This is a genomic window from Halomonas sp. B23F22_3 (genome assembly GCF_043496965.1).
GTDB lineage: Bacteria > Pseudomonadota > Gammaproteobacteria > Pseudomonadales > Halomonadaceae > Halomonas.
In genome coordinates this window covers 131,964-156,628 of the sequence record NZ_JBIEKG010000004.1, presented here as the reverse complement: position 1 = coordinate 156,628, position 24,665 = coordinate 131,964, and the positions used below count along the sequence as shown (strand labels likewise).

The 24,665-nt window shown below is 68.4% G+C and carries 19 protein-coding genes; 8 read left to right on the top strand and 11 right to left on the bottom strand.

Annotation, left to right across the window (positions count from 1 at the left end):
- Positions 1–5 precede the first annotated feature (5 nt).
- From gltB to pilM, 9 genes are all read right to left on the bottom strand, one after another.
- Positions 6–4,454 (bottom strand): glutamate synthase large subunit, encoded by a 4,449-nt coding sequence (gene gltB, locus ACGTNG_RS09905; protein ID WP_394576856.1) that lies wholly within the window; start codon positions 4,452–4,454, stop codon positions 6–8.
- Between the two features lie 34 nt (positions 4,455–4,488).
- Positions 4,489–4,722, bottom strand: a complete 234-nt coding sequence (locus ACGTNG_RS09900; protein ID WP_394576855.1) for a hypothetical protein — start codon at positions 4,720–4,722, stop codon at positions 4,489–4,491.
- A 209-nt stretch (positions 4,723–4,931) separates the two neighbouring features.
- Positions 4,932–6,038 (bottom strand): 3-dehydroquinate synthase, encoded by a 1,107-nt coding sequence (gene aroB, locus ACGTNG_RS09895; protein ID WP_394576854.1) that lies wholly within the window; start codon positions 6,036–6,038, stop codon positions 4,932–4,934.
- A gap of 4 nt (positions 6,039–6,042) precedes the next feature.
- Positions 6,043–6,585, bottom strand: coding sequence for a shikimate kinase AroK (gene aroK / locus ACGTNG_RS09890; RefSeq protein ID WP_349758847.1), 543 nt, complete (start codon positions 6,583–6,585; stop codon positions 6,043–6,045).
- Positions 6,585–8,651: a type IV pilus secretin PilQ gene (locus ACGTNG_RS09885; RefSeq protein ID WP_394576853.1), complete on the bottom strand. Its 2,067-nt coding sequence runs from the start codon at positions 8,649–8,651 to the stop codon at positions 6,585–6,587. The genes aroK and ACGTNG_RS09885 overlap by 1 nt, the downstream gene beginning before the upstream one ends.
- A gap of 58 nt (positions 8,652–8,709) precedes the next feature.
- Positions 8,710–9,240 (bottom strand): pilus assembly protein PilP, encoded by a 531-nt coding sequence (locus ACGTNG_RS09880; protein ID WP_394576852.1) that lies wholly within the window; start codon positions 9,238–9,240, stop codon positions 8,710–8,712.
- Positions 9,237–9,863, bottom strand: a complete 627-nt coding sequence (locus ACGTNG_RS09875) for a type IV pilus inner membrane component PilO (protein WP_394576851.1) — start codon at positions 9,861–9,863, stop codon at positions 9,237–9,239. Before ACGTNG_RS09875 ends, ACGTNG_RS09880 begins: the two co-directional genes overlap by 4 nt.
- Positions 9,860–10,441 (bottom strand): PilN domain-containing protein, encoded by a 582-nt coding sequence (locus ACGTNG_RS09870; protein WP_394576850.1) that lies wholly within the window; start codon positions 10,439–10,441, stop codon positions 9,860–9,862. Before ACGTNG_RS09870 ends, ACGTNG_RS09875 begins: the two co-directional genes overlap by 4 nt.
- A complete protein-coding gene (gene pilM / locus ACGTNG_RS09865; RefSeq protein ID WP_394576849.1) occupies positions 10,438–11,499 on the bottom strand; it encodes a type IV pilus assembly protein PilM in 1,062 nt (353 codons plus the stop codon). The genes ACGTNG_RS09870 and pilM overlap by 4 nt, the downstream gene beginning before the upstream one ends.
- Positions 11,500–11,764: 265 nt before the next feature.
- Here pilM and ACGTNG_RS09860 point away from each other — a divergent pair, with 265 nt between their 5' ends.
- Positions 11,765–14,299: a penicillin-binding protein 1A gene (locus ACGTNG_RS09860; protein WP_394576848.1), complete on the top strand. Its 2,535-nt coding sequence runs from the start codon at positions 11,765–11,767 to the stop codon at positions 14,297–14,299.
- A gap of 103 nt (positions 14,300–14,402) precedes the next feature.
- Positions 14,403–15,167, top strand: a complete 765-nt coding sequence (locus tag ACGTNG_RS09855; RefSeq protein ID WP_394576847.1) for a DUF481 domain-containing protein — start codon at positions 14,403–14,405, stop codon at positions 15,165–15,167.
- A gap of 77 nt (positions 15,168–15,244) precedes the next feature.
- Here ACGTNG_RS09855 and ACGTNG_RS09850 read toward each other — a convergent pair whose 3' ends face one another.
- Entirely contained in the window at positions 15,245–16,516 is a 1,272-nt protein-coding gene (locus ACGTNG_RS09850; RefSeq protein ID WP_394576846.1) for a malic enzyme-like NAD(P)-binding protein, read from the bottom strand.
- 264 nt (positions 16,517–16,780) lie between these two features.
- The gene (rpmE, locus tag ACGTNG_RS09845) at positions 16,781–16,993 is read right to left on the bottom strand and encodes a 50S ribosomal protein L31 (RefSeq protein ID WP_394576845.1); all 213 of its coding nucleotides are present in this window, start codon (positions 16,991–16,993) and stop codon (positions 16,781–16,783) included.
- Positions 16,994–17,140: 147 nt separating this feature from the next.
- Between rpmE and ACGTNG_RS09840 the strand changes: the two genes are divergently transcribed.
- From ACGTNG_RS09840 to ACGTNG_RS09815, 6 genes are all read left to right on the top strand, one after another.
- Positions 17,141–19,387: a primosomal protein N' gene (locus ACGTNG_RS09840; RefSeq protein WP_394576844.1), complete on the top strand. Its 2,247-nt coding sequence runs from the start codon at positions 17,141–17,143 to the stop codon at positions 19,385–19,387.
- Between the two features lie 103 nt (positions 19,388–19,490).
- Positions 19,491–21,176 (top strand): arginine--tRNA ligase, encoded by a 1,686-nt coding sequence (gene argS, locus ACGTNG_RS09835; RefSeq protein ID WP_394576843.1) that lies wholly within the window; start codon positions 19,491–19,493, stop codon positions 21,174–21,176.
- Positions 21,177–21,179: 3 nt separating this feature from the next.
- Positions 21,180–21,920: an SPOR domain-containing protein gene (locus ACGTNG_RS09830; RefSeq protein ID WP_394576842.1), complete on the top strand. Its 741-nt coding sequence runs from the start codon at positions 21,180–21,182 to the stop codon at positions 21,918–21,920.
- A gap of 140 nt (positions 21,921–22,060) precedes the next feature.
- Positions 22,061–22,579, top strand: coding sequence for an ATP-dependent protease subunit HslV (gene hslV, locus ACGTNG_RS09825; RefSeq protein WP_394576841.1), 519 nt, complete (start codon positions 22,061–22,063; stop codon positions 22,577–22,579).
- Between the two features lie 2 nt (positions 22,580–22,581).
- The gene (hslU, locus tag ACGTNG_RS09820) at positions 22,582–23,904 is read left to right on the top strand and encodes an ATP-dependent protease ATPase subunit HslU (protein ID WP_394576840.1); all 1,323 of its coding nucleotides are present in this window, start codon (positions 22,582–22,584) and stop codon (positions 23,902–23,904) included.
- Between the two features lie 162 nt (positions 23,905–24,066).
- Entirely contained in the window at positions 24,067–24,450 is a 384-nt protein-coding gene (locus ACGTNG_RS09815; RefSeq protein WP_394576839.1) for a gamma-butyrobetaine hydroxylase family protein, read from the top strand.
- Positions 24,451–24,665: the final 215 nt, after the last annotated feature.

Genomic DNA, 24,665 nt, shown 5'->3' with positions numbered 1-24,665 from the left:
CTGGCTTACTCGGGACGCCGACGGGATTCGGCCAGCAGGCTGCTCAGGCTCGCCGCCTTGGGCTTCACCAGCCAGAAGTGGCGAATGAAGTCGCTGAAATCCTCGAGGATCGCCTTGCCGCGCTCGGAGCCGGTCTCGGCGACGAACTCCTCGATGACCTCCCGCAGGTGCCGCCGATAGGCCTCCATGGCCTCGGTGTTCACCCGGTGGATCTCCACCAGTTCATGGTTGTACTTGTCGACGAAGGTGCGGTCCTCGTCGAGCACATAGGCGAAGCCGCCGGTCATGCCCGCGCCGAAGTTGACGCCCACCTCGCCCAGCACGCAGACCATGCCGCCGGTCATGTACTCGCCGCAGTGGTCCCCGGCCCCCTCGATCACCGCATGGGCGCCGGAGTTGCGCACGGCGAAGCGCTCGCCGGCGGTGCCGGCGGCGAACAGCTTGCCGCCGGTGGCGCCATACAGGCAGGTGTTGCCGATGATCGCCGTCTCGTGGCTTTCGAAGGCGCTGCCGGCCGGCGGCACGATCACCACCCGACCACCGTTCATGCCCTTGCCCACGTAGTCGTTGGCATCGCCCTCCAGGTAGAGGTGCAGGCCGCGGGCGTTGAACACCCCGAAGCTCTGGCCGGCCACGCCCTTGAAGCGGGCGGTGACCGGGGCTTCCTCGAGCCCCGCCTCGCCGTAGCGCTTGGCGATGGCGCCGGAGATCAGCGCGCCCACCGAGCGGTCGCAGTTGGTGATGGTGAAGTCGAACTCGCCGCCGGACTTCGCCTCGATGGCCTCCGCCAGGGCCTCGAGCACCTCCTGGTTCTTGGCGCCCGGATCGTGGGGCACGTTGCGGCTCACCCGGCAGAACTGCGGGGCGTCCTCGGGCACGAAGTCGTTGCCCAGCAGGCCCGACAGGTCGAGCTTGCGCTGGGAGGCGGTGACGCCCTCGAGCACCTCGAGCAGGTCGGTGCGACCGATCAGGTCGGTCAGCTGGCGCACCCCGAGCAGGGCCATCAGCTCGCGCACCTCCTCGGCGATGAAGCGGAAGTAGTGCTTGACCATGTCGACGGTGCCGCGGAAGTGCTCGTCGCGCAGGTACTGCATCTGGGTGGCCACGCCGGTCGCACAGTTGTTGAGGTGGCAGATGCGCAGGTACTTGCAGCCCAGCGCGACCATCGGCGCGGTGCCGAAACCGAAGCTCTCGGCGCCGAGGATCGCCGCCTTCACCACGTCGAGGCCGGTCTTCAGGCCGCCGTCGGTCTGCAGGCGGATCTTGTCGCGCAGGCCGTTGATGCGCAGCGCCTGGTGCACCTCGGGCAGGCCCAGCTCCCAGGGGCTGCCGGCGTGCTTGATCGAGGTCAGCGGGCTCGCCGCGGTGCCGCCGTCGTAGCCGGACACGGTGATCAGGTCGGCATAGGCCTTGGCCACGCCGGTGGCGATGGTGCCGATGCCGGGCTCGGAGACCAGCTTCACCGAGACCTGGGCGTCCGGGTTGACCTGCTTGAGGTCGAAGATCAGCTGCGCCAGGTCCTCGATGGAGTAGATGTCGTGGTGCGGCGGCGGCGAGATCAGCGTCACGCCGGGCACCGAGTAGCGCAGCCGGGCGATCAGCTCGTTGACCTTGCCGCCGGGCAGCTGGCCGCCCTCGCCGGGCTTGGCGCCCTGGGCCACCTTGATCTGCAGCACCTCGGCGTTGACCAGGTAGGCCGGCGTCACGCCGAAGCGCCCGGAGGCGATCTGCTTGATCTTGGAGCTTCGGATGGTGCCGTAGCGGGCCGGGTCCTCGCCCCCCTCGCCAGAGTTGGAGCGCCCGCCGGCCTCGTTCATGGCCTGGGCCAGCGCCTCGTGGGCCTCCGGCGAGAGGGCGCCGAGGCTCATGCCGGCGCTGTCGAAGCGTGGCAGCAGATCCTCGATCGCCTCGACCTCCTCGAGGGGCAGCGGCTCGGCGGCCGGCTTGAGGGCGAGCAGGTCGCGCAGGGTGGCCGGATCGCGCTCGTTGACCAGCCGGGCAAACTTCTTCCACTTGGCGTAGTCGCCCTCCTGGACCGCTTCCTGGAGCGCCGTGACCACGTCGGGGTTGTAGGCGTGATACTCGTGGCCATGGACGTACTTCATCAGGCCGCCCTGGGCGATGCCCTTGCGCGGCGTCCAGGCCTCACGACCCAGCAGCTCCTGCTGCAGCTGGAGTTCGCTGAACCCGGTGCCCTCGATGCGCGACGCCATGCCGGTGAAGCAGAGATCGACCACCTCCGAGGAGAGGCCCACCGCCTCGAACAGCTGGGAGCCGCGATAGGAGGCCAGGGTCGAGATGCCCATCTTGGAGAGGATCTTGTAGAGCCCCTTCTGCAGGCCCTTGCGGTAGTTCTCGCGCGCATCGGCAGGGTTGCCGACCAGCTCGCCCGCCTGGTGCATGTCGGCCATCACCTGGTAGGCCAGCCACGGGAAGACCGCGGTGGCACCGACGCCGAACAGCACCGCCATCTGGTGGGCATCCCGGGCGTAACCGGTCTCGACCACGAGGTTACAGCGCGGGCGCAGCGCCAGCCGGCCCAGGTGGTGGTGCACCGCGCCTACGGCCAGCGCCGCATGGATCGGTACCTGGCCCTTTTCCAGCTCGGCGTCCGAGAGCACCAGGATCACCTTGCCATCGTGGGCGGCCTGCTCGGCCTGGCGGCACAGCGCCTGGATCGCCCCCTTGAGACCGATCTCCTGGGGATCGTAGCCAAGCTTCAGGACATGGCTCGTGAAGGCCGGGTCGTCCTGATGCATCAGCGCGGCGAACTTGCGCGGCGAGAGCACCGGCGTGGTCAGTATGATGCGGTGCGCGTGCTCCGGCGTCGCCTTGAAGACGTTGAGCTCGGCACCGATGCAGGTCTCCAGCGACATCACGATCGCCTCGCGCAGCGGATCGATCGCCGGGTTAGTGACCTGGGCGAACTTCTGGCGGAAGTAGTCGGTGAGCAGGCGCTGCTTGCCGGAGAGCACCGCCATGGGCGTGTCGTCGCCCATCGAGCCCACGGCCTCCTGGCCGCTCTCGGCCAGCGGGCGCAGCACCTGGTCGCGCTCCTCGAAGCTGACCTGGAACATCTTCTGCTGGGCGAGCAGCGCGTCGGCGTCCATGGCGTGGAAGCTGGCGAGCTCGGTCAGCGCCGACTCCAGGTACTGGGCCTCCTGCTTCAGCCAGCGCTTGTAGGGATAGGCGGCCTTGAGACGCTGGTCGATGTCGCTGGTATGCAGCACCTCCCCGGTGTGGGTATCCACGGCCAGGATCTGGCCGGGGCCGACCCGCCCCTTGGCGACCACGTCCTCGGGCGCGTAATCGTAGGTGCCGATCTCGGAGGCCAAGGTGATGTAACCGTTCCTGGTGATCACCCAGCGCGCCGGGCGCAGACCGTTGCGGTCGAGCATGCAGACCGCCTGTCGGCCGTCGGTCATCACCACCCCGGCCGGGCCGTCCCAGGGCTCCATGTGCATGGAGTTGTATTCGTAGAAGGCGCGCAGGTCGGCGTCCATGAGCTCGACGTTCTGCCAGGCCGGCGGCACCATCATACGCACCGCACGGTGCAGCTCCATGCCGCCGGTCAGCAGCACCTCGAGCATGTTGTCCATGCTGGAGGAGTCGGAGCCGGTGGTGTTGACGATCTCGTCGAGCTCGGCGATCTCCGGCAGCCGCTCGCTCAGGAAGTTCTCCTTGCGGGAGTTCGCCCAGCCGCGGTTGGCCTCGACGGTGTTGATCTCGCCGTTGTGGGCCAGCAGGCGGAACGGCTGAGCCAGCGGCCAGCGCGGCGCGGTGTTGGTGGAGAAGCGCTGGTGGAAGACGCAGATCGCGGTCTCGAGGCGCTCATCGCCCAGGTCACGATAGAAGGCCGGCAGGTCCACCGGCATCACCAGGCCCTTGTAGGAGACGACTTCGGCGGAGAGCGAACAGACATAGAAGTCCGGCTCGTCACGCAGCCTCTCCTCGGCGCGACGGCGCGCCATGAAGAGATCGACGTCGAAGCGGTCGCTGCCCTCGGTGCCCGGCTCCACGAACAGCTGGCGGATGCGCGGCAGGCAGTCCAGCGCCATGGGGCCACAGACGCTGGGGTCCACCGGGACCTCGCGCCAGCCCGCCACCCGCAGGCCGCGCGCCTCGAGCTCGGCGACGAGGGTCTCGCGGGCGTGGGCCTCGCGGGCGTCGTCGTCGGGCAGGAAGATGGCCCCGACGGCATAGTGCTCGCCCAGGGTCACGCCCAGCGCCTCCTTCGCCACCTCGCGCATGAAAGCATCCGGCATCTGCAGCAGCAGCCCGCAGCCATCGCCGGTCTTGCCGTCGGCGGCGATGCCGCCACGGTGGGTCATGCAGGTCAGTGACTCGATGGCGGTCTTGAGCAGGTCGTGACTGGCCTGGCCCTCCATATGGGCGATCAGGCCGAAGCCGCAGTTGTCACGGAACTCGCCGGGCTGGTGAAGACCTCTGTTCATGGGCGTGCCTCGGGTTGAGTGGTTTCTTTGGCAGTCATCGCATGGTATTGTTGATGGTTTTTCTTTTTTTATGTCGCTCCTGGCGGGAGCGAGGACTGCTCTGCAAAAGGCCGACCAGCATAGCCAGAGGCGCCCCCGCCGCGCAATCGCCCTCCCCCGACACGCCCATCAAAAACCGCTGAAAATCCGTCACTTGCACGACAACCCAGGCAAAAAAACTCGCTAACTCAAAGGCTTGCAAAGTCAGGCAACGGTTCTTCAACGACACGCGAGGATCATTAGACTTTAGTCGTCATACCCCCAAATCTTCCATGCCGATCCGGCATGAGGCATGCGAATGGCTAAAGAATGCGCCACACGAGACGCCGCCGCATCCCACACACGACGACGCCCGCACTGAGGCGGGCGTCGACATTGACGGACTGGGCATGAGGCGAGCGCCGAATCGAGGCGTCGGCCTGGCGCATCGGCAAACGCTCAGCGGCGAGGGAAGGCCTCGATGAGCGCGGCCAGGGTCTGAGGCGGCGTCTCGTCGTGGATGCAGGCATCGCCCAGCGCGCGCAGCAGGATCAGCCGCAAGCGGCTGTCGAGGTTCTTCTTGTCCAGGCGCATGATGGTGAGGAAATCGTCCACCCCCATCTCGGCCGGAGCGGCCAGCGGCAGGCCGGCGGCCTCGATGAGCGTACGCACGCGAGCCACCTCGGCCTCGCCGAGCCAGCCCAGGCGACACGACAGCTCGGCGGCCATCAGCATGCCGGTGCCGACGGCCTCGCCGTGGAGCCAGTGCCCGTAGCCCTGGTGCGCCTCGATGGCGTGCCCGAAGGTGTGCCCCAGGTTGAGCAGCGCCCTCACCCCCTGCTCGGTCTCGTCCTCGGCGACGATCTCGGCCTTGAGCGCGCAGCTGCGCTCGATGGCGCGTGTCAGGGCGGCGGCATCGAGGCCCCGCAGGGCCGTCATCTCGGCCTCGAGCCAGGCCAGGAAGTCGGCGTCGCGAATCAGCCCGTACTTGAGCACCTCGGCGAGCCCCGCCGAGAGCTCGCGCGGCGGCAGCGTGACCAGGGTGTCGGTGTCGATCAGCACCGCGCGGGGCTGCCAGAAGGCGCCGATCATGTTCTTGCCGCGGGGGTGGTTGACGCCGGTCTTGCCGCCGACCGAAGAGTCGACCTGGGCGAGCAGCGTCGTCGGCACCTGCACGAAGGCCACGCCGCGCTGATAGCAGGCGGCGGCGAAGCCAACCATGTCGCCGGTCACCCCGCCGCCGAGGGCGATCAGGGTGCAGCGGCGATTGAAGCCGGCGGCGAGCAGGGCATCCCAGATACGCTCCACGTGGGCGAGCGTCTTGGTGACCTCGCCATCGGGCAGCACCAGGGTGCGCACCTCGAGGTCTTCGGCGAGCCCCCGGGTCAGCTTCTCGAGGTAGAGCGGGGCCACCGTCTCGTTGGTGACCACCATGACCTGGCGGCCGGCCAGGTGCGGTGTCAGCCACTGCGGGTCGCCCAGCAGGCCGGGGCCGATATGGATGGGGTAGCTGCGCTCGCCCAGCGCCACCTCGAGGGTGGACGGGGCAGCGGGGGACTCGATCATGGGCTCAGGCCTTGCATTGCAGGGGATCGACCAGGCGCGTCACACGCCGCACGATCTCGTTGACCACGGCCCGCGGGCCGCGACGATCGGTGCGCACCACCACATCGGCGGTGGCGCGGTAGAGCGGGTCGCGCAGGGCGAACATGTCGCGCAGCACGGCCTCCTTGTCGGGGCGCTGCAGCAGCGGCCGGTTGCGGTCCTTGGCGGTCCGCCGCAGCTGCTGCTCCACGGTGGTGAGCAGGTAGATCACGGTGCCGCTCTCGCGCAGCACCCGACGATTCTCCTCACGCAGCACGGCACCGCCGCCGGTGGCGATGACCACGTTCTCGTAGTGGGTCAGCTCACGGATCATCTGGGTCTCGCGATCGCGAAAGCCCGCCTCGCCCTCGACGTCGAAGATCCAGGGGATATCGGCACCGCAGCGCGCCTGGATCTCGTGGTCGCTGTCGTAGAACTCGCGTGACAGTTCGGCCGCCAGAAGGCGGCCGATGGTGCTCTTGCCGGCCCCCATCGGGCCGATCAGTATCAGGTTGGGAAGTGCCTGCATCAGCGAATGGCCAGGTTGTCGTCCAGTATTCGGGGCGTGATGAATACCAGCAACTCTACCTTATCATTGGTGTTCTCGGTATAGCGGAAGAGGTTCCCCAGTACCGGCAGATCCCCCAGGAAGGGCGTCTTGAACAAGCTACGGGCCTCCTCGGTGGTGAGGATACCACCCAGCACCACGGTCTCACCGTTGTCCACCAACACCTGGGTCTCAATGGAATTCGTATCGATTGAGGGTACGCCGTTGAAGAGCTCACCTACCGTATCGTTGTTGACCACCAGGTCCATGATGATGCGGTTGTCCGGGGTGATCTGCGGGGTGACCTCGAGCGCCAGCACCGCCTCCTTGAACTCTACGTTGGTGGCGCCACTGGAGGCCGCCTCCTGATAGGGAATCTCGGTGCCCTGCTTGATCACCGCTGTGCGCTGATTGGCGGTGATCACTCTCGGCTGGGAGATGGTCTGGCTCTTGCCCTCGCTCTCCAGTGCGCGCAGCTCGAGGTCGAGCAGGATATCGCCAGACAGGTAGCCGAAGCTGAAGGCGGTGGACGATGCGGCGCTGCCGCCCATGTCCACGGTCAGGCCGCCATTGTCCACGCTGCCGTCTGCCGCTCCGGCGACATCGAAGCGACTGTCGCCGATGCGATCGGGGGACGACAGCCCCCAGTTGATCCCGAGCTCCCGGGTGGCGCTATCGCGGGCGATGACGATGCGCGCCTCGATCTGCACCTGGCGTACCGCCACATCCAGCGTCTCGAAGGTTGCCAGGATGGAGTCGATGTTCTCGGCGGTATCTTGAATCAGCAGGGTGTTGGTACGGGCATCCACGGCCACCTTGCCCCGCTCGGAGAGCAGGCCGAAGCCTTCCTCCCCACGCAGCAGGTCGGCCATGACCTCCGCCTTCGCATACTTTATCTGGATATACTCAGACTCCAATGGCGTAAGCGTCTCGAGCTGTTCGCGCGCCTGGAGTTCGACCTGTTCACGTTGGGCGAGCTCTGTGGCCGGCGCCACCACGATGACGTTGCCCTCCTGGCGACTGGCGAGACCATGGCTCTTTAGCACCAGGTCCAGGGCCTGATCCCAGGGCACGTCCTGCAGGTTGAGGGTGACGCGACCGGTGACGCTGTCGCTGGCCACCAGATTGAGGCCGGTGAAGTCGGCGATGATCGCCAGCACCGAGCGCACCTCGATATCCTGGAAGTTCAGGGTGATGCGCTCGCCGGTATAGGGGAACTGCTCGCGGACGCGCTCCTCCTGCTGCGCCTGGGTGACCGGCTCGGCCTCGATCACCAGCTGACGGCCGCTCTGGGTGGAGAGCATGGCGAATCGCCCTTCACCCTCGATGTCCAGGGTCACGCCGTCACGCCCGACGCGGGGGGTGACGCGCTTGAGCGGGGTACCGAAGTCGCTGACGTCATAGACCTGATCCAGAGAGGCCGGCAGTCGAACATCGCGAAGCTCGGCGACGATACGTTGACCGCTCTCGCGCACCCGGGCATCCACGCCGGAGCGGTCGAAGGTCACGACCAGCCGTCCCGCACCGCCGGTGCCGCGACGGAAGTCGAGGTCCTGAATGCTCGGCCGGCTGTAGACCTGAGACGATGCCGGAGTCGACGCCCGGGTCGACGATGCCACCATCCGCGAGGCGGTCGCCGGCGCGGAGGGCGCTACGGCCGGCTGAGCGGCCGCGCCGCCGATGGCGAGCAGCAGGCGATCCCCCTGCTGGCGGGTGTTGTAGGGCAAGGGGCCTTCCAGCTCGAAGACCAGCCGCGTGCGTGATCCCGCCTCCAGGGCCGTGACCCGCTCGACTCCGCCCATGCCGAGCTCCTCGCGGCGGCGCTCCAGGGCGCTGGCGGTGTCCATCAGGTCGATGGTCAGGCGAGCCGGCTCGTCGAGACGATAGCCACGCACCTCGGGCACCGGCCCGCTGAAGTCGAGCTCCACCTCCAGCGCCCCGTCCGCGCCCTGGCGGAAGGCCAGGTCGGTGAGGGTGGAGGCCGCCATGGCAGCAGTGGAGACTGCCAGCAGCGCCACGATGGCGAAACCACGAATCATCGCATGCATTTTTCCCTTCCCCCTGCGGCCCCCAGCCCGCCACCTGCGGCGGCAGGGCATGAATGTGTTATGCACCCTCGCCGAGGGCAATCTGCCTGGAACGTTCCTGCCAGGCATTGCTTTCCAGCACGGTCTCCACCAGCACCAGCGACACCTCGGTGATGCTCACGATGCGCCCATGATCGAGGCCCATGTGATCACCGATCGTGACCCGGTGCACCTTGCCATCCGGCCCTCGCACCAGGGCCGACGGCTTGCCACCGACCATCAACGTTCCCACCAGATCCAACTCGGCGAGATCGTAGGCCTCGAGCGGCTCTCGTGGGCGATCCGGAGGCGGCGCCAGATCACCGGCCCTCGGCACCTCACGCTGATCCTGCATACGGCGAGGGGTGAAGGGGCTGCGAGCCTCGTTGCCGGCATAGGACACCCGCTCGATTGGCGGAATGTCAGGAAGATCCAGCTGGGGAACTTCCCCCGGGTTCGCGCGCACCTCGACCAGCTGCTGCTCAAGCTGGCGAAGGTCGGGGTCTACACAGCCGCTCAAGAGCACCATTCCGAGAGCGAGCAATGCATATCGCACACTTAGGCGAATCACGGTGTCTCCTCGTCCGGCTGGCGGTAGCTGTAGGTACGAGCGAGCATGGAGAGCTGTAATTGCTGCCCCTCCGCTTCCTCGACAGGCTCGAGAATCAGATCGTGCTGGGTAACGATGCGCGGCAAGCCCGCAACCACAGCCAGAAATTCCGCAATGCGGTGATAATTGCCCTGCACCCGGATATCGAACGGTTGCTCGAGATAGAACTCCTGGGCGACGGGGCTGCGCAGGCGGATGAACTCGATGGCAAGCTGATTACTGATTGCCGCTTCGCTGATGTTGTCGATCAACGAGGGAATCTCAGCATCCGTAGGCAGCATCTCGCGCAGATCGCCCATGCGCTCCTCAAGGACGGCCATCTCCTCACGCATCACATCGAGATGGGCCGCCTGTGCTGCCTTGCTCCGATAGTCTCTGATCAACCGCATCTCTTCCGCCCGGGCCAGTTCCAACTCCTCGGCCTTCGGTGCTCCAAGGTACCAGTACATGCCGGCCAGGGTCAGGCCGAGCACCAGCGCACAGCAGATCAGCTGCAACAGGAAGGGCCAACTACCGGCTTCCTTGACGTCCAGCTCGCCCCAGTCCATGTCACGGAGACGACGCACTTCGTTGGATAGATTCATGGCGCCTCCGTGACCGCTTCACTCTCGACACGGTCTGTATCGGGCATGTGCTGGTTGACGCTGAGGTTGAAGCGACGCATCTCGTCGTCGGCGGCTTCGACCTCGGAGAGAACGGGTCTGGAGAGGGAGGAGGCCGCATCCAGCGATCTAAGCTGATCGGAAACCTGGCGGTTATTCTCTGCCACGCCGGCCATCCGCAGCACATCTCCCTGCCGGTTGAGCTGCGTGTAGTACACGCCGTCGACCAGGCTGGCGACCAGATCATTGACCACGTGAACGGTCTGAGCTCGACCCGTCTGAAGCTCCGTGAAGACCCGCACCTGGGCCTCCATGGTTTGTCGAATCCTCTCCAGTTCGCTGATTTCACGTATCGCGGCATCCAGCTTCTGGGCCTCGACTTCGACGAAGCGGTTGCGCTCCTGCTGAGCACTCAAGCGCTGATCATAGTGCCAGGTCATGCCATAGCCACCACCCAGGCCGACCAGCGCGCTCAACACGATGGCCGTGGCAAACCGCTTGCTGCGACGGGCGCGCACTTCCTCCCGCCAGGGGAGCAGATTGATCTCGATGGTCGTCATTTGCCTACCCTCATCGCCAGGCCGCAGGCCGTGAGCATGGCCGGGGCATCGCCGGCCAGGGTCGGGACGTCGATGCGGGCGTTCACCTTCATGCGACGGAAGGGGTTGGCGATCACCACCTCCATGCCGCTCTCCTCGGCCAACCGCTCGGCCAGGCCCGGCAGCACGCTGGTGCCGCCCGCCAGGATCATGCGACGCACCTCCTGCTTGCGCCCGGCGGTGTAATAGAGCTGCAGGGAACGACCCACCTGCTGCACGAGGGTGTCGAGGAAGGGATCCAGCACGCTGCGCTGATAGTCATCGGGCAGGCCGCCCCGCTTCTTGGCCAGGCCCGCCTCCTCGAGCGTCAGCCCGTAGCGGTTGCGGATCTCGTCGGTGAGCTGACGGCCGCCGAAGACGGTGTCGCGACTGTAGGTGACGCGGCCGTCGCGCAACACGTGGAAGGCGTTCATGGTGGCGCCGATATCGACCAGCGCCACGCACTCCTGCTCGCCACCCTCCGACGGCAGCTGATGGCGAAGCTCCTGGAAGGCGCGCTCCATGGCGAAGGTCTCGACATCGACGGCCGCCGGGGTGAGCCCCGCCTGCAGCACGGCCTCGGTCAGCTGGTTGACGTCCTGCTGACGACAGGCCACCAGCAGCACGTCCTGCTGATCGCCGTAGCGCGAATTGAGGCCGAGACGCTGGAAATCGAAGGCGACCTCGTTGAACGGAAACGGGATATGCCGGTCGGACTCGAGCTGGATGCGCGTCTCGATCTCGCCGTCGTCGAGCGACGCCGGAAATGACAGCGTCTTGGTGATGGCGGCACCGGCCGGAACGGCCACCGCAGCGTTGCGCGAGCCGGGTCGCGCGTGATCCACGGCGCGCTTGAGGGCATCCACCACGGCCGGCATGTCACGGATCCGCCGCTCGACCACGGCACCCTCTCGCAACGGCCGCACGGCGTAGCTTTCCACCTGATAGTGGCCGCCCGCGCGCTTTAGTTCGATGACCTTCACGGTAGCCGAGGTGATATCGACACCGATCAGTCCCTTACCGGGTGCTCTCAGTCGCATCGTATGTCATGCCCCTGCCTGATCCCTGCGGCGTGCCGCTCATTATGATTATCCTGCCCAGACCGAGCTATTACGCATGATGCTTATCATACCCAGGTCCGTAAACGCAGATTACATGATATTGCCGAATCTCACACGATTGGCGGTGTCGCCATGAGTCAACGCTGGTGACCACTCCCTCGGCTTCCTATAATGGCTGCCCCGAGGGAAGGCCACTGCATCGCCACCACTCCGCCCCCGTTCCCAGCATGGATACCCCATTTTCATGAAGTTTCTTAGAACCCTGGTCGTTTCCGTCCTCTGGCTGCTGGTCTCGCTGTCCGCCGCCGGCGTCCTGGGCGTGGTGGGTGCCGCGCTCTACTTCGCGCCCGGCCTGCCCGACGTGCGCCAGCTCCAGGACTTCGAGCTGCAGACGCCGCTGCGCATCTTCACCCGCGACGGCAAGCTGATCGGCGAGTTCGGCGAGGAACGCCGCACCCCGGTGGATTATGCCGAGATCCCGGAGGAGCTGATCGACGCCCTGCTGGCCGCCGAGGACGCGACCTACTTCGACCATGCCGGCGTCGACCCGAAGGGCCTGCTGCGGGCCGCGGTGGAGCTGGCGGCAAGCGGCGGCGACATCCAGTCCGGCGGCTCGACGATCACCATGCAGGTGGCCCGCAACTACCTGCTCACCCTGGACCAGACCTTCACCCGCAAGATCCGCGAGATCCTGCTGGCGCTGCAGATGGAGCAGATTCTCTCCAAGCAGGAGATCCTCGAGCTCTACGTCAACAAGATCTATCTCGGCAACCGCGCCTACGGCATCGCGGCGGCCTCCGAGGTCTACTACGACCGGCCGCTCAGCGAGCTGACCCTGGCCGAGAAGGCGATGATCGCCGGCCTGCCCAAGGCCCCCTCGGCCTTCAACCCGCTGGCCAACGCCGAGCGCGCGCTGATTCGCCGCAACTGGATCCTGTTTCGCATGCGCGAACTCGGCTACATCGACGAGGCCGACTACGAGGAGGCCGTGCAGGCACCGGTCACCGCCCGTCGCCACCTCGCCCAGGTCGAGGTGGAGGCCGACTACGTGGCCGAGATGGCCCGCCAGTTCGCCATCGACCGCTATGGCGATCGGGCCTACACCGGCGGCTATCGCATCCACACCACCCTGGACAGCGAGCTGCAGCCGCTGGCCGGGCGCGCCCTGGCGGGCGGGCTGATCGAATACGACACCCGTCACGGCTGGCGCGGCGCCGAGCAGACCGACATTCCGCGCAGCCTGGCCGAGGCCCAGGAGCGCACCGACCGCGAGGGGCTGGAGGAAGAACTCGCCGAGTCGCCGGAGATCATGCAGACCGCCCGGCGCGCCGCCGAGCGCAGCCAGACCGAGATCGAAGGCATCGAGGGCGATGTCAGCAACTGGCTGCAGGTGCTCGAGCGCACGCCCGCCTTCGGGCCGCTCAAGCCCGCCATCGTGGTCGAGAACGAAGGGCGCGAGATGCGCGTCCTGGCTCGCGGCGGTGAGGTCATCACCCTGCCCTGGAGCGGTCTGGAGTGGGCGGATCCCTACCTGAGCCCCTACAGCCGCGGCACGCCGCCGAACTCGGCCGACGACATCGCGAGCCGCGGATCGCTGGTGCGCATCCTCGAGAACGAGGACGGCAGCTGGCGCCTCTCCCAGCGCCCCGGGGCCGAGGGCTCGCTGGTGGTCATGGATCCCGACAGCGGCGCCATCCTGGCCCTGCAGGGCGGCTTCGACTTCGATGCCAGCAAGTTCAACCGCGCCACCCAGGCGCGCCGCCAGGCCGGCTCGATCTTCAAGCCGTTCGTCTACCTCGCGGCACTGGACAGCGGCGAGATGAATCCGGCGAGCGTGGTCAACGACGCTCCCGTGGTGCTGCAGGACGGCAGCAACGAGCTGTGGCGCCCCGCCAACTCCAGCGGCGACTTCCTCGGCCCGACAAGGCTCAGGATCGCCCTGGCGCGCTCGCGCAACCTCGTGACCATTCGCGTGCTGCAGTCGCTGGGCCTGGAGCGCACCATCGAGTTCCTCGAAGGCTTCGGCCTCGACCCCGACCAGCTGCCACGCGGCCTCTCCCTGGCGCTGGGCAGCGCCAGCCTGACGCCGCTGGAGATGACCAACGCCTACGCGGTGCTCGCCAACGGCGGCTTCCAGGTCTCGCCCTGGTTCATCGACCGGGTGACCCGTGGCGACGACGAGGCGTCTTCAGTCGTCGACGAGGCCTCGCCGCGCGTCGCCTGCCGCGACTGCAGCGACGACCAGATGATGGTCGAGATCGATGGCGAGACCTACGAGGTGGCCCCCCGCGTGGCCGACCCGGCCGCCGTCTACATCCTGCGCGACATGCTGCGCGACGTGGTCGAGCGCGGCACCGCACGCCGCGCCCTGGCCCTCGAGCGCGGCGACATCGTCGGCAAGACCGGCACCACCAACGACCAGCGGGACGCCTGGTTCGCCGGCTTCAACAGCGATCTCGTGGCCACCACCTGGGTGGGCAAGGACAACAACGAGAGCACCGCCGAGTACGGCTCGCAGGCCGCCCTGCCGATCTGGATGGACTTCATGGGCCAGGCCCTCGACGGCAAGCCCGAACGCTGGCCCGAGCGGCCGCCTGGCGTGGTCACCGAGCGCATCGACCCCGACACCGGCCGCCTCTTGCGCGACGGCCAGGGCGGCGGCATCGAGGAGCTGTTCATGGCCGATCATCTGCCCGGCTTCCAGCCGCGCCGGGTCGAGCAGGAGGTCGAGCGCGAGAGCGGCTCCCAGGGCACCGGCGCCTACGAGGCCATCTTCTAGGCCGACGCCCTCCTCCCGTCTCGGGCGGCCGCCAGGCCGCCCGCCCCATGCACCGAAGGCGCCGCGTCGGCAGACGCCGACAGCGGCAACCCCAGAGATCACCATGCCGTACCCCACACCCTCCCTCCGACTGCCTCGCTGGCTGGCCATCGGCGGGCTGATGGCGATCGCCGGAGGCGGTCAGGCCAGCCCCTTCTATGCGCCGCCGCCGCCCGAAAAACACGCCGAGGGGCTCACCGGCAGTGCCGAACTGGGCTACACCCACCTGTCGGGCAACACCGACAGCCAGACCTTGATCGCCAAGGGCCGACTCACCTGGCTGACGGGGAAGTGGACCCATACGCTGCGCGGCGAGGTACGCAACGTCTCCCGCGACGACGAGACCAGCGCCGAGCAGTACCTGGTCGCCGGCCGCGAGCGCTATGAGCTCGATGGACCCCACTACGCCTTCGGCTTCGCCCGCTGGGACCGAGATCGCTTCAGCGGCTACGAGCAGCAGTTCACCGCCATCGGCGGCTATGGCCGCGACCTGATCGACAACGAGCGTCAGCGGCTCTCGCTGGAGGCCGGGCCGGGCTATCGTTACGACCGCATCGTGGGCAAGGAAGACGAATCGCTGGGCGTGGCCTACGGCGCCCTGGCCTACGCCTGGGACTTCTCGGAGACCGCCAGTCTCGAGCAGGAGCTCTCGGTGGAGGCCACCGACGCCAACGTCACCTCGCGCTCGCTGACCGCGCTTACCGCGCGCCTCAACGCGCACCTGGCCCTGAAGCTCTCCCACGAGATCAAGGACACCTCGCGCCCGCCCGAAGACGCCGAGGCCCGCACCGATCGCACCACCTCGGCCTCGCTGCTTTACAACTGGTAGGCCGCTTCCAGCGCCCAGACACGACGACGCCGGCCCTCGGGCCGGCGTCGTCATGCCGCGTGAGAGGCGTCAGCGGCTCAGACGCCGTAGACGTCCTCCGCGGAGCGCAGCGGGTAGTGGGAGGGGTAGGGCTTGCGCGCCACCCCGGAGTCCACCGCCGCCTGGGCCACGGCCGCCGGCACCCGCTCCAGCAGGCGGATGTCCACCGGGGTGGGGATGATGTAGTTCGGCCCGAAGGTCATCTCGTCCATCTCGTAGGCCTCCAGCACCTCCCGCGGAACCGGCTCGCGGGCCAGGTCCTTCAGCGCATGGACGGCGGCGACCTTCATCTCCTCGTTGATGCGGGTGGCGCGCACGTCGAGCGCCCCGCGGAAGATGAACGGGAAGCCCAGCACATTGTTGACCTGGTTCGGGTAGTCGGAGCGACCGGTGGCCATGATCACGTCCGGGCGGATCTCGCGGGCCAGGTCGGGATGGATCTCGGGATCCGGGTTGGTGCAGGCGAAGACCACCGGGTTGGGGGCCATGCTGCGGATGTGGTCGGCGCTCATCAGGCCGGGGCCGGAGAGGCCGACGAAGACATCGGCCCCGTCGATGGCATCGGCCAGGGTGCGCTTGTCCGTCTCCACGGCGAACATCGCCTTGTACTGGTTCAGGTCCTCGCGGCCGCTGTGGATCACGCCCTTGCGGTCGAGCATCACGATGTTCTCGGGATGCGCGCCGCAGGAGACCAGCAGCTTCATGCAGGCAATGGCGGCCGCGCCGGCGCCCAGGCAGACGATGCGGGCGCTGTCCAGCGACTTGCCGGCGATGTCCAGGGCGTTGAGCATGCCCGCGGCGGTGACGATGGCGGTACCGTGCTGGTCGTCATGAAACACCGGGATGCTGCACTGCTCGACCAGCGCCTGCTCGATCTCGAAGCACTCGGGCGCCTTGATGTCCTCGAGGTTGATGCCACCCCAGGTATCGGCGATGCGCGCCACGGTGTCGATGAAGGCCTGCGGGCTCTCGGCATTGACCTCGACGTCCACCGAGTTGATGCCGGCGAAGCGCTTGAACAGCACGCCCTTGCCTTCCATCACCGGCTTGCTCGCCAGGGGACCCAGATTGCCGAGACCGAGGATGGCACTGCCATCGGAGATCACCGCGACCAGGTTGCCCTTGCCGGTGTAGAGGTAGGCGTTCTCCGGATCATTGGCGATCTCGCGCACCGGCTCCGCCACCCCTGGGCTGTAGGCCAGAGACAGGTCCCTAGCGCTGGCGGTGGGCTTGGTGAGCTCCACTGACAGCTTCCCGGGGAAAGGTTTCGCGTGGTAATCCAGCGCCGCCTGCTTCTTCGCGTCCGTCATGCTGAGAGTATCCGGTAGCCGATGATGGGCCAGCCAGTGTATACAAGAACACCAGGGGCCTCAACTTACCCAACATCCACCCCGTTCCCGCCTCGTTTGAAGACGTTGCCGGTCATTTGTCGAAACTTATAGCTGAACGCGCCAGCCATAACGTTTTACTTATCGTGGCGGCGACGCGGACAGCGGGCGTCGCCGACAGGGGCCAGACACGAAGAAACCCGCCTCGGCGGGCGGGTTTCTCGATACAGCGGTGCGCCGGTCGGCTCAGCGCTTGATGGCGGCACCGAAGCGCTTGTTGAAGCGCTCGACGCGACCACCGGTGGTCGCCTGCTTCTGCTTGCCGGTGTAGAAGGGGTGGCACTGCGAGCAGACGTCCAGGGAGAAGTCATGGCCAGAGGTGGAGCCGACCTCGAAGGTGGCGCCGCAGGAGCAGGTCACGTTGACCGCCTTGTAATCCGGGTGGATACCTTGTTTCATCTTGAGCCTCACGAAGCTGTATGCCGCCACCTGATCTTCTGCCAGGCACCGCATACGGGTTGTCTGTACATGCGAACCGGTTGCCGCCAGGCACCCAGGGTGTCCGCAGCGGCGAAGTATTCTAGCAGAGCCCACGCCGGAGGCCAATTGCCCGATTTCCCCCTTCCGCCCGCGCCCCGCGTGCTGGGCGTGGCGGTGCCCTCGCCGCTGCGCCGCCTGTTCGACTACCGGCCCGGCCGCGATGCGCCCCCCGGGGGCTGGCAGCCGGGGCTGCGCGTGCGGGTCCCCTTCGGCCGACGCCACGTCGTCGGCGTGGTCGCCGAGTGCCGCGACGCCAGCGAGCTGCCGCTCTCGAGCCTCAAGCCGGTGGACGCCTGCCTCGATGAGGCACCGCTGCCGGCCGACTGGCTGTGGCTCTGCCGCTTCACCGCCCGCTACTACCAGCACGCCCTCGGCGACACCCTGCAGCAGGCCATGCCGGTGCTGCTGCGCCAGGGGCGTGCGCTGGCCTCGCGCACCCGTGAGCGCTGGTGCGTGACGCCGGCCGGCGAACAGGACGACCCGCCGGGGCTCGCCCGGGCGCCCCGCCAGGCCGAGCTGCTGACCATGCTGCGCCAGCACCCCCACGGCCTGGTCAGCCAGGCGATCCTCGCCCAGTCGTTCACCCGCGACCAGCTGCGTGCGCTGGTCGACAAGGGCCTGGTCGTGCGCCATGAGGAGCCGCTCTCGGCCAGCGCGCCGAGCGACGACGGACAGCAGTTACTGGCCGAGCCCGCCCTGCCCCTCAACGGCGAGCAGGCCACCGCGCTGAGCGCCCTGCACGAGCGGCTCGACGCCTTCCACCCCTGCCTGCTCCACGGGGTCACCGGCAGCGGCAAGACCGAGGTCTACCTGCAGCTCATCGAGGCCGTCATCGGGCGTCACCGCCAGGCGCTGGTGCTGGTCCCCGAGATCGGCCTGACGCCCCAGACCCTGGCGCGCTTTCGCAGCCGTTTCCGGGTGCCGGTGGTGGCCCTGCACTCGGGACTCACCGACCACGAACGCCTGGACGCCTGGGAGGCGGCCGCCAGCGGCCGGGCGCCCATCGTCATCGGCACCCGCTCGGCGATCTTCACGCCGCTGGCCCACCCGGGGGTGATCATCGTCGACGAGGAGCACGACGGCTCCTTCAAGCAGCAGGACGGGCTGCGCTACCACGCCCGCGACCTCGCCGTGGCCCGTGCCCACCATCACCGCATCCCGCTGCTGCTGGGCACGGCCACGCCGTCGCTGGAGACCCTCCAGCGGGCCCAGGCCGGCGACTATCGCCACCTGCGCCTGACGCGGCGCGCCAGCCGTCATGCCCCTGCGCGCCTCGAGCTCGTCGACCTGCGCGGCCGCCAGCGCCGGGCCGGGCTGATTCCGCCGGTGATCGAGACCATCGGCGAGACGCTGGCCGCCGGCCACCAGGTACTGGTCTTCATCAATCGCCGCGGCTTCGCCCCGACGCTGGCCTGCCACGCCTGCGGCTGGCTGGCCGAGTGCGAACACTGCGACGCCCGCATGACCCTGCACCGCCAGCCGCCGCTGCTGGCCTGCCACCACTGCGACCGCCGCCGCGCCCTGCCCGACGCCTGCCCCGACTGCGGCAGCATCGACCTGCGCCCGCTGGGCAGCGGCACCGAGCGCACCGAGGAGACCCTGGCGGCGCTCTTCCCCGAGACGCCGGTGCACCGGATCGACCGCGACAGCACCCGGCGACGCGACGCCCTCGAGCAGGTACTCGGTGAGGTCCGCCGCGGCGAGCCCTGCCTGCTGGTGGGCACCCAGATGCTGGCCAAGGGCCATCATCTGCCTCATGTCACCCTGGTGGTGGTGGTCAACGCCGACGCCGGCCTCTACGCCAGCGATTTCCGGGCCCTCGAGCACAGCGCCCAGCTGCTCGAGCAGGTGGCGGGGCGCGCCGGCCGCGCCGCCCATCCAGGCCGGGTGCTGGTGCAGACGATGCACACCGACGACCCGCACCTGCGCCTGCTCGCCGACGCGGGCTACGACGCCCTGGCCGCCCAGCTGCTCGAGGAGCGCCGCGCCGCCCAGCTGCCGCCCTTCCGCTTCCTGGCCCTGCTGCGCCTGGAGGCGCCCCATGAGGCGGCGGTGGTCGAGCTCGGCGGCCTCGCGGCCGAGGCGCTGCGCGGCTGGCTCGTCGAGCGCGGCCTCGAGGTCGACTGCCTGGGGCCGGTGCCGGCGCCCATGGAGCGGCGCCAGAACCGCTATCACCTGCAGCTGATGCTCTCCTCCGCGCGCCGCAGCCGGCTCCACGAGGCCGGCGCCTGGCTGATCGCCTGGCTGGAGGGCCGCCCCGAGGCGCGGCGGGTCCGATGGTCGCTGGACATCGATCCACAGACCCTGGCCTGACGCCACACCTTTAAAGCCCGGCGCCGATTGCCGATAATGGCGCCCCAGACTCGCCCGGGCGGTCGCTTCGCATCGCCCCCGCCACAGGACACCGGACACTTCCATGAAAGAGACCATCATCGCGCTGCTCGAGGGCGCCCTGGACAACCTCCGGCAACAGGGCGTCGTGCCCGCCGAGATCGCCCCCACCATCAAGGTCGATCCGACCCGCGACAAGGCGCATGGCGACTACGCCACCAACCTCGCGCTGATGCTGGCGAAACCGGCCGGGAAGAAGCCCCGCGAACTGGCCGAGACCCTGGTCGCCGCGCTGCCCGAAAGCGACGCCGTGCAGAAGGTGGAGATCGCCGGGCCCGGCTTCGTCAACTTCTTCGCCGCCACCGACGCCGCCGCCCAGGTGGTGCGTCAGGTGCTCGAGGCCGGCGACGCCTTCGGCCGCAACCTGGCGGGCCAGGGCCAGAAGGTGCAGGTGGAGTTCGTCTCCGCCAACCCGACCGGGCCGCTGCACGTCGGCCACGGCCGCGGCGCGGCGATCGGCGACTGCATCTGCCGGCTGCTGGAGGCCACCGGCTTTGATGTCACCCGCGAGTTCTACTACAACGACGCCGGCGCCCAGATCGCCAACCTGGCGCGCTCGGTGCAGGCGCGGGTGCAGGGCATCGATCCCGGCGACGCCGGCTGGCCCGAGGACGGCTACCGCGGCGGCTACATCATCGACGTCGCCAACAGCTACCTGGCCGGCGAGACCGTGCACGCCGACGACCGCCACGTCACCGCCGCCGGCGACCCGGACGACCTCGACGCCATCCGCGACTTCGCCGTGGCCTACCTGCGCCGCGAGCAGGACCTGGACCTCAAGGCCTTCGGCGTCGAGTTCGACGTCTACTTCCTGGAGTCCTCGCTCTACGAGCAGGGCAAGGTCGAGGCCGCGGTCGAGCGGCTGATCGAGAAGGGCCACACCTACGAGCAGGACGGTGCCCTGTGGCTGCGCACCACCGACTTCGGTGACGACAAGGACCGCGTGATGCGCAAGTCCGACGGCCAGTACACCTACTTCCTGCCCGACGTCGCCTACCACCTCGACAAGTGGCAGCGCGGTTTCACCACGGTGATCAACGAGCAGGGCGCCGACCACCACTCCACCGTGACCCGGGTACGCGCCGGGCTGCAGGCCCTCGAGGCCGGCATTCCCAAGGGCTGGCCGGACTACGTGCTGCACCAGATGGTGATGGTCACCCGCTCCGGGGTCGAGGTGAAGCTCTCCAAGCGCGCCGGCAGCTACGTCACGGTGCGCGACCTGATCGACGAGGTGGGACGCGATGCCACACGCTTCTTCCTGGCCGCCCGCCGCGCCGACTCCCAGCTGACCTTCGACATCGACCTGGCCCGCTCGCAGTCCAACGACAACCCGGTCTACTACGTGCAGTACGCCCATGCGCGGGTCTGCAGCATGCTGCGCAAGGCCGACGCCGAAGGCCTGGCCTTCGACCATGAGCTCGCCATGGCCAAGCTCGCGCTGCTCGACAGCGACCAGGAGAAGGCAGTGCTCAATCGCCTGGCCCGTTACCCCGAGGTGGTCGCCCACGCCGCCGCCGCCCACGAGCCGCAGCAGATCGCCCAGTACCTGCTCGATCTCGCCGCCGACTTCCACACCTGCTACAACGCCGTGAAGGTGATGGTCGACGACGATGCCCAGCGCAACGCCCGCCTGGCGCTGGGCCTGGCCACGCGCCAGGTGCTGCGCAACGGCCTCGACCTGATGGGTGTCGGCGCGCCCGAGGAGATGTAAGCCATGGCCACCCGGAAGACCCCCGCCAAGAAGCGCGGCGCCACCAGCACGCCGCGCCGGCGTGCCGCACCGCCCCCGCGCCGCGGCGTGCCGGGCTGGCTGTGGGGACTGGCCGGCCTGGTGGCCGGCTTCCTGCTGGCCCAGCACCAGCACGGCACCGCGCCCTGGCAGGACAGCGACTCGCCGCTGGCGAGGGTGCTCTCCCAGCCGGAGGGCCGCGAGGCGTCCCAGCAAGAACCGAGTCCCGAGACGCCCGACGAGCCGCCGATGCCGACCTTCGAGTTCTACACCCTGCTGCCGGAATCCGAGGTGATCGCCCCGGGCGGCAAGGTGCCGAGCTCCACGGCGACCCCGCCGCCGCGGCCCGAGCCGGCCCAGGCCGCGCCGGAGCAGGCCGAGCGGGCCGAGCCGGCCGCCAGCGACGACCCCATCGCCCGGGTGATCGCCGCCAACATGGAGGCCGACGAGACCGCACGGCCCGCCGCGACGAGCGCCTCGGACGCCGATGCTCGCTTCGTCTTGCAGGCCGCCTCCTTCCGCGAGGCCAGCGACGCCGACCGCCTGGCCGGTCGTCTCAAGGACTTCGGCCTGCTGGCCAAGATCAGCGAGGTCAAGACCGGCGGCGGCGACACCTGGCACCGCGTCCAGGTCGGCCCCTACAGCGACCGGCGCGAGCTCAACCGCGCCCAGGACCTGATGACCACCCAGGGCATCGAGCCGCTGCTGATCCAGCTGCAGAACTGACGCGCCCGCCGCGGGGCACGACCAAGGTTGAATTCCGCGCGCCCCGCCCGCACTTTCCCCAGAGTTCACCCCGGCGCCTCGGCCCGACCGAGGCGCCGCCAGTCATCGGGAGCTTTTCCCTCCCCCAAGGAGTCCCCTCCATGACCACGATCGTTTCCGTGCGCCGCGGCGACCAGGTGGCGCTGGCCGGTGACGGCCAGGTCTCGCTGGGCAACACCGTGATGAAGGGCAACGCCAGCAAGGTGCGTCGCCTCTACCACGGCCAGGTGCTGGCCGGTTTCGCCGGCGGCACCGCCGACGCCTTCACCCTCTTCGAGCGCTTCGAGGCCCAGCTCGAGAAGTACCAGGGCAACCTGGTCAAGGCCGCCGTGGAGCTGGCCAAGGACTGGCGCACCGACCGCGCCCTGCGCCGCCTGGAGGCGCTGCTCGCCGTGGCCAACAAGGACGCCTCGCTGATCATCACCGGCAACGGCGACGTGGTGGAGCCCGAACGCGGCATCATCGCCATCGGCTCCGGCGGCAACTATGCGCTGTCGGCGGCCCGCGCCCTGCTGGAGAACACCGACCTCGGTGCCCGCGAGATCACCGAGAAGTCCCTGGCCATCGCCGGCGACATCTGCGTGTTCACCAACCACAACGTCACGCTGGAAGAGCTCTGATCATGACCCGGATGACCCCCCGCGAGATCGTCCACGCCCTGGACCAGTACATCGTCGGCCAGCAGGACGCCAAGCGCGCCGTCGCCGTGGCCCTGCGCAACCGCTGGCGGCGCATGCAGCTCGACGGCGAGCTGCGCCACGAGGTGACCCCCAAGAACATCCTGATGATCGGCCCCACGGGCGTCGGCAAGACCGAGATCGCCCGCCGCCTGGCCAAGCTGGCCGGCGCCCCCTTCATCAAGGTGGAGGCCACCAAGTTCACCGAGGTGGGCTACGTGGGCCGCGACGTCGAGTCGATCATCCGCGACCTGACCGAGGCCGCCATCAAGCTGGTCCGCGAGCAGGCCAAGGACGAGGTCGGCCACCGCGCCGAGGACGCCGCCGAGGAGCGCATCCTCGATGCCCTGCTGCCGCCGCCCCGCGGCCAGGAAAACGAGCCGCGCCAGGACAGCTCGACCCGTCAGCTATTCCGCAAGAAGCTGCGCGAGGGCCAGCTCGACGACAAGGAGATCGACATCGAGGTCACGCCTCAGGGCCCCGGCGTGGACATCACCACCCCGCCGGGCATGGAGGAGATGACCAGCCAGCTGCAGAACCTGTTCGCCGGCATGGGCAAGCAGAAGAGCGAGACCCGCCGGGTCGCGGTGAAGGACGCCATCGGCCTGCTGCGTGACGAGGAGGCCGGCAAGCTGGTCAACGAGGACGACATCAAGAGCCGCGCCATCGAGGCGGTGGAGCAGAACGGCATCGTCTTCCTCGACGAGATCGACAAGGTCTCCAAGGGCAGCGGCCAGTCCAGCGGCGGCGAGGTCTCCCGCGAGGGCGTGCAGCGCGACCTGCTGCCGCTGATCGAGGGCTCCACGGTTTCCACCAAGTACGGCATGGTGAAGACCGACCACATCCTCTTCATCGCCTCCGGCGCGTTCCACCTGTCGCGCCCGTCGGACCTGATCCCGGAGCTGCAGGGCCGCCTGCCGATCCGCGTCGAGCTCAACGCCCTGACCCCGGACGACTTCAAGCGCATCCTGACCGAGCCTTCCGCGGCGCTGACCAAGCAGTACCAGGCGCTGCTCGCCACCGAAGGGCTCGACGTCGCCTTCACCGAGGATGGCATCGCGCGCATCGCCGAGATTGCCTGGAAGGTCAACGAAGGCACCGAGAACATCGGCGCACGCCGCCTGCACACCGTGATGGAGCGCCTGCTCGAGGAGGCCTCCTACGCGGGCGGCGACTTCGGCAGCCCGCTGTCGATCGACGCCGCCTACGTCGACTCCCAGCTCGGCGAGCTGGCGATGGACGAGGACCTGTCGCGGTATATCCTGTAACACCAGCCGTATACGCACGGCGTCGGGGGCAGCTCGGAGCGGAGGTCCTTTTCCAGGGAAGGAAAAGGTAGCGCCCAGGGAAGGGTTTACAGCGCCTCCGCGAAGGGCTGCCGCCGAGATGCCGCGATATATCAAGGTCTGCTGACACTGCGGAGTCTTGCCATGACAGCCCCGATCCCCACCAACGTGCACTACCACCGCAAGGAGCGCGAGCTCGAGCTCACCTACGCCGAGGGCGAGTCCTACCGGCTCTCGGTGGAGTACCTGCGGGTCTTCTCGCCCTCCGCCGAGGTGCGCGGCCACGGCCCCGACTCCGCCACCCTGCAGGTGGGCAAGAAGGACGTCGGCCTGAAGGACATCACCCCGGCAGGGCGCTACGCGCTGAAGCTGCACTTCGACGACGGCCACGACAGCGGCCTCTTCAGCTGGGACTACTTCTACGACCTGATCCGGCGCCGCGAGGCCAACTGGGCCGACTACCTGCGCCGGCTCGAGGAGGCGGGCGCCTCGCGGGAGCCGCTGGGCATCGAGATCAAGCAGCTCTGAGGCCAAGGTCGCCGGCCCCTCGGGGCTGATCCGGCGGCAGGCCTTCGCGGAGGCGCTGTGAACCCCTCCCTGGGCGCTACATTCGCCATCCATGGCGAATGACCTCCGCTACGACCTGCCCCCGGCGCCCCTCGTGTCTCCATCAGGAGCCGCCTCCGTCAAGACAATCGTCATCGGGGAGGGCTACAATGGCGCCCATCGGCGAGGCCGCCAGG